Source organism: Sulfurovum sp. (assembly GCF_041562805.1).
Taxonomy (GTDB): Bacteria; Campylobacterota; Campylobacteria; order Campylobacterales; family Sulfurovaceae; genus Sulfurovum.
In genome coordinates, this window is sequence record NZ_JBFFOH010000162.1 from 1 (window position 1) to 5,589 (window position 5,589).

Consider the following 5,589-nt stretch of genomic DNA (forward strand, 5'->3'; position numbering starts at 1 on the left):
GAGGCGTAGATTGTTGGCATTTCATCATATAAAAAGCTGGTTGTGGGATTCCCATAAATTTTCCTTGTCTGTTTTGACTCTGAAAGTCTGGTTCAGCATATGCAAGTTGTGTTCTTCTTGGCGGTTTTAGGGGCTTTTTTGGCGTTTAGATGAATTAATATTGAAATTCACTCACTCGTCTTACTGTCTATTCAAGCTAAATAGACAATCTGCAATTAAGTAACATTTTTTTACATCTTTTCATAAGTTCTGCTAAGACCATGTTTAAGCCTTGGTTGTATAGAATGTGCACTAATAAATAGTTAGGGAGTATTTATGTCATCAAATAATTTATATATTATTGAACCATCGCCAGATAGTGATTACATCATCAAGTTAGCTGAGCAACTTTCGAAAGATGGTTATAGATTATTATCTACAACAAAAGATGTTCTACTTTTTACTGAAATGAAACAAGTACTTTTAGATGAAAGCGTTACAGATATTTTATCTCGCGAGTTACTTACTGAAGCCGTACTTCCTGATAGCACACCAAGGAATGCGGTACTTGATACGCTCAAATACAAACTAAATCGTTGCACAGCAACCAACTCCTTATTGATAGTTGATCCATATTTATATCCTGCCAATTATGATACTGATTACATAAATGACTTTATCAGTGTGTTTCGAGAATCACTTCAACAATGCTCAAAACTAAGTATTGCTACGCTGTCAAATCGAAATACAACGTTAGAACAATTGCTCGACAGTGAAATTCAATTAATCAATCCTCAGATATCAATTGAAAAAAAATATACAAATGTCTTTCATGATAGATTTTGGATTGCTGACAATACCAAAGGTGTTTTTGTTGGTACATCACTCAACGGCATAGGTAAACGTTATGCAGTAATAGATTATTTGCATGAAAATGATGCAAATGACATTGTGCAACGATATAGTCAAATTCCCTAACAAATCAGAGGAGACCAATCAAAACCCCTCGGGCGGATTTTTGATTGCTCATTTTAAACGTTATGCCAAAACGGTAACTTACTTAAAGAATAGGAATTCAAAAAGATTATGATCGATAAAAATGTAGAAATAGCTATTCCCCTACTATGGGGTGAGGAAAGATTCAGTAAAAACAAGTGGGGATATATCAATTATATTGTTGGGCCGAATGGAACTGGTAAATCACTATTAGCAGAACAACTAAGAAATCATTTTAATAACAGTGGCTTCACCTCAAGATATTTAAGTGCAGAACGACTTGTTGGACTTGAAAAAAAGAACGAAGGACGATTTGGCGGGGCCAGCTTAGCTAAAGGTTTTGATATAACATATCTTGCTGACTATAAGAGTCGTGCTGAAGGTCATGGTTTATCATCATCAGGAATAATTATTTTAAAAGAGCGGCTTGACATTAGAATAAAGATAGAAGCGCTACTCTCTGATATTTTTGGCAAAACCATAAGATTAGCTGAGCAAGGTGGTTTTCTTAAACCTATGATGCAAAATAAAGCATCTGGTAGCGAATATGGTTTAAGTGAAAGTGAATGTCATGGACTGAAAGAACTAATTACTTTATTAACATTTCTATATGATTCTTCAAAAAACTGTCTCATTTTTGATGAGCCGGAGCTACATCTACATCCTCAATACCAATCATTTTTCCTAGAAGAAATTAGAAAAGTTTCAGGAAATCCGTTGGAAGACCCAAGTAAAAAACTCATATTTCTAATAACGCATTCTCCATACTTTATTGATATAAAATCTATAAATGACTTAAAGAGTATTTTAGTTTGTGGTCCTGGAAAAGTCCCCACATATATTGAGCAGTTAGACGATAACGACACATATATATTGAATCGGTTCCTCCCTAGGTTTAACACCCATCATAAACAATTCTTTTTTTCACCTAACCCCGTATTTGTAGAGGGTTATACAGATCAGCAAATAATTTCTATTCTTTTTGAAAAACTTGGAATTAATATTGGGGCTTCGGGTTCATGTGTAATTGATGTTGGTGGGAAAGATGAACTTGGTGTATTTTATCGGTTGTGCCAAGCACTAAAAGTTGATTGCCGGATTATTGCTGATTTAGATGCACTATTTAGGGGAAGGTTGAGGAGTGTAATATGTGAAGATGAAAGACCAAATTCATATGTACAAGAGCATGGAATTGGTGATAATGTATCTTCTGAAATTGGTGATTTAGAAAGTAAATTAACGTTACTTGCTGATTATATTCTTAGTCACGAGTTCGATGATGAACAAGTGACATTACTTAAAAGTAGGCTTGACAAGTTTTCTGCTGATGAAGCTCACAAAAAAAGAGTAACTATGCTTTTGGGGATAATTAACATTGGTGACGATCTAAGAAATGTATTTGATGGTACTACACATGCAAACTTTACTTTCATATCAGGCCGCCTTGGGCAATTATTAAATGCTTTCAAAACGACAAATACATATATTTTCCCCAAAGGGGAGATCGAACATTACTACACTCAGTCTGACGTCGACTACTTGAATATTAATAATAAAGATGCGTGGTTTCACACTGAAAGAGATCATCTACTTGAAGTTCAAGATACAGCCTCTCTTCGTCAAGAATATGCAGATTTATTAGAAATAATTAATGATGCAGTTCCTGTCATTGATTTAGAAATTCGAAAACATATTACGTTTGAGGTTTTTGAATGGATACATAAAGTACAGACTGGAATTGTAAAGGCAGAAATTAGAAATGCGGATGATTTAAAGAGAAATGCAAAAGTTGATTATGCGCTTTATCAACAAATTTTAAATCTTGAAAGCCTGACCATTAACAATGATCTAACATTTGAATGTGTTATCTCCATTAATAGAGCATTTATTGATGAAGAAATTCAAATTACATTTAATCAAGAGACAAATGCTCATTCATTTCAAGTATGAGTGACATAACAAACCAAAGGAGACCAATCGAAAACCCGAAGGCTACTTTTTGATTGCTCATTTAAAACGTTAGAAATCATTTGTAAAATCATGAGTACAAATTTGTTAGAAATAAATAATTAAAAACTGGTTGACATATGGAATTAGATATACGAGAAAAATATTTACAAATTGTAGAAGAGATCCGAAAAAGATTAATATGGGCAGAAATGTTATCGAATGAGCCAAATAATAATTTTGTATTTATTGAATCAACTTCGTTACAAATAAGAAAAATCTTGGAATTGGTTGCTTATTTATCTGTCCTGGTGAATCGTGAAAAGCTTAACCATAAAGACCGAAATGAATGGCACCCTGAAAAAATAGTCGAAGTGCTTGGTACTAAAACAACTATCTTTTACCCTCTTCCAAGCTATATGATTCCGCCAAACAAAGAGAGAAGCCAACCTTCACTTATTCCCCTTGGCTATGAAGCTGCATTATCTCAAATTGAGTTTATTCAGGCCTATAAAATGTGTGGTAATATCCTACACGCTCAGCATCCATTGAAAAATAAATTAAACATTGAAAAATATGCAACAGAAAATAAAAAATTGTTAAATAAATTGAAAAATTTGCTGAGACAGCATACAGTTGGAATTAGACATGGAATCAATCAGTATACATTTCTTCATGTAGAAATAGACTTCAGTAATAATGAGCAAACTAAGCCTCCAAAAATAACAGGTTATAAATCGCTCATCTTTAATGAAAAGCAATTAAAACAACTTTTCAACATGGACTTTACTAATATTATGGATAATAAAGGACAACCATCTTAACAAATAAAATACCAATTTACACCCCTGGGGTTGAATCTCGGGGTTGAATCTCCACTTTCATAACAAGGTAGTGGAGCCAATTAAAAACCCATGCTCGGCTTATTTGACTGCTTATTTTAAACGTTATCTCTAAAGGTTTTAAATCTTATGAACAATAAACTTATCCATAAAATAAACAGAGGGTTACGACCTAAAAAAACTGTTGAGAAGTCATCTCGAGACGATCGTTCGATCATGTGGAAGTTACCTTTGGCAGGGGTTCCTTTGATGGTTTTGTTGCTGTTGCCCATTGACTTGGGAACAACGTTGTCGATCGTGCTGGTTGGGGTCGGAGCGGTCTTGATCTATATGAGTATTCCCAGGATCACGCAATTCAAGCTGTCCGCTGCATGGAAAACGGTTGATGGAGAACTGCTTTATAAAAAAGTGGCTGTTGAAAACCCTTTTGCAGCTGATCGTGCAAAGTCCTATTTTCCTTACATGAAATACAGTTACAAAGTCGGGAGCAAAACGTATGTATCAGACATGGTAGCCAACTACCGTGAGTTACGTGATTTCCCTGAGGAGGTCGAAGCGCTGATGAAACAGATGTCAACGCCTGTCTTGCGGGTTTATTACAATCCGAAAGACCATTCGCAAAGTCTTCTCATCGCCGACATGCCCCTGCATCGAAAGATCTTCTGGATCTTTATTTTCCTTTTGGGCTGCAGTTCACTTGCAGCCGTAATGATTTAGGGGTACTTTCATTATCGCTGGATAGAGAGCATCAAAAAGCCCTAAAGACCCGGCTGGTCTATTTATACTAAAAGATCTAAAGCATTCAAAGCAGGTTTACGCCCATGGCACCGAAAGATGTTGACTGCCAATCCCAATTACGATATATTATTAACAAATCGCATAATCACAGCATCTGGTCAGTTGCGACCCTGGTAACACCGAACCTGTCAAAAGGAGTTTCTATGACACTGAAAAATCCCCGATTATATATAGCACTGCTCTTGCTCCCCCTACTCTTCCTCTTTACGGCATGCACCGCCGGTGACGCGCGGTTCGTGCAGGTAGAGCCGGCCGGGTTCTGGTACGGGCTTTGGCACGGGATGATCTCTTTTATTACCCTCATCATCCATATCTTCAATGCAAACGTTTCCGTCTACGAGGTCAACAACACGGGCGGCTGGTACGACTTTGGTTTCCTGCTGGGCGTCATCTTCGTCTGGGGCGGTAGTTCCCACGTGTCGTGCCGTTCCGCCGCGAAAAAACAGCGCGACAAAGAGTGGGAGGAAGTAGGCGAGAAAGTCGAACGAAAGATCATGCGACGACTCAAAGAGTGGGCCGAAGACGAAAATGACACGGACGTCGTCAAAGAGTGGGACGACATAAGCGAAAAGGTCGAACAAAAGCTTAAACGCAAACTCCGTGAATGGGCGGAGAAAGAGTAAACGTTATGGGGTCAATGAAAAACCCGTCAATAACTTTACGGTAATTTGTACTTTTACATGCATTTTCACGTAAACTATAAAAATGTAAAAAAACACCTTGTACTGAGAAGGGAAAAGGCTATATGCTAGAGAAGATCATCAAAGAATTGCATCTCGAAAAGATAGACGGAGGTATCTACTCCGCTATCGACGCGCCGGAGCGTACGGCCGACTACGACACTAAGGTCCGTCTCTACGACGCGCTCATCGGCAACCCTCTCTACAACCGGCTCATCTGGGGGAACTGGCCCAAAGAGTACGACCGCTTCTGCAGGGAGGCCCTGGCCGACACGCCCAAAGGTGTCGTGCTCGACGCCGGTTGCGGCTCGCTCGTCTTTACGGCCGACGCCTATGCCAACGCCGAC

6 protein-coding genes are annotated in these 5,589 nt (G+C 37.9%); all 6 read left to right on the plus strand.

What is annotated here, in order from left to right:
* Window positions 1–315 precede the first annotated feature (315 nt).
* Window positions 316–957, plus strand: coding sequence for a hypothetical protein (locus tag ABYK33_RS13440; RefSeq protein WP_373033785.1), 642 nt, complete (start codon window positions 316–318; stop codon window positions 955–957).
* Between the two features lie 108 nt (window positions 958–1,065).
* Window positions 1,066–2,925: an ATP-dependent endonuclease gene (locus ABYK33_RS13445; protein ID WP_373033787.1), complete on the plus strand. Its 1,860-nt coding sequence runs from the start codon at window positions 1,066–1,068 to the stop codon at window positions 2,923–2,925.
* A 137-nt stretch (window positions 2,926–3,062) separates the two neighbouring features.
* Complete coding sequence (locus ABYK33_RS13450; protein WP_373033788.1) at window positions 3,063–3,746, plus strand: hypothetical protein; 684 nt, start codon at window positions 3,063–3,065, stop codon at window positions 3,744–3,746.
* A 147-nt stretch (window positions 3,747–3,893) separates the two neighbouring features.
* On the plus strand, window positions 3,894–4,481 hold the full coding sequence (locus ABYK33_RS13455) for a DUF3592 domain-containing protein (protein ID WP_373033789.1): 588 nt from the start codon (window positions 3,894–3,896) through the stop codon (window positions 4,479–4,481).
* Between the two features lie 224 nt (window positions 4,482–4,705).
* Window positions 4,706–5,185: a hypothetical protein gene (locus ABYK33_RS13460; protein ID WP_373033790.1), complete on the plus strand. Its 480-nt coding sequence runs from the start codon at window positions 4,706–4,708 to the stop codon at window positions 5,183–5,185.
* A 122-nt stretch (window positions 5,186–5,307) separates the two neighbouring features.
* Window positions 5,308–5,589: hypothetical protein (locus ABYK33_RS13465; protein WP_373033791.1), on the plus strand; the 282-nt coding region annotated here is incomplete at its 3' end.

What these genes read in the sequence shown, in the direction of transcription:
- ABYK33_RS13440 (WP_373033785.1), top strand. Translation starts at nt 316, where the DNA reads ATGTCATCAAATAATTTATATATTATTGAACCATCGCCAGATAGTGAT.
- ABYK33_RS13445 (WP_373033787.1), top strand. Translation starts at nt 1,066, where the DNA reads ATGATCGATAAAAATGTAGAAATAGCTATTCCCCTACTATGGGGTGAG.
- ABYK33_RS13450 (WP_373033788.1), top strand. Translation starts at nt 3,063, where the DNA reads ATGGAATTAGATATACGAGAAAAATATTTACAAATTGTAGAAGAGATC.
- ABYK33_RS13455 (WP_373033789.1), top strand. Translation starts at nt 3,894, where the DNA reads ATGAACAATAAACTTATCCATAAAATAAACAGAGGGTTACGACCTAAA.
- ABYK33_RS13460 (WP_373033790.1), top strand. Translation starts at nt 4,706, where the DNA reads ATGACACTGAAAAATCCCCGATTATATATAGCACTGCTCTTGCTCCCC.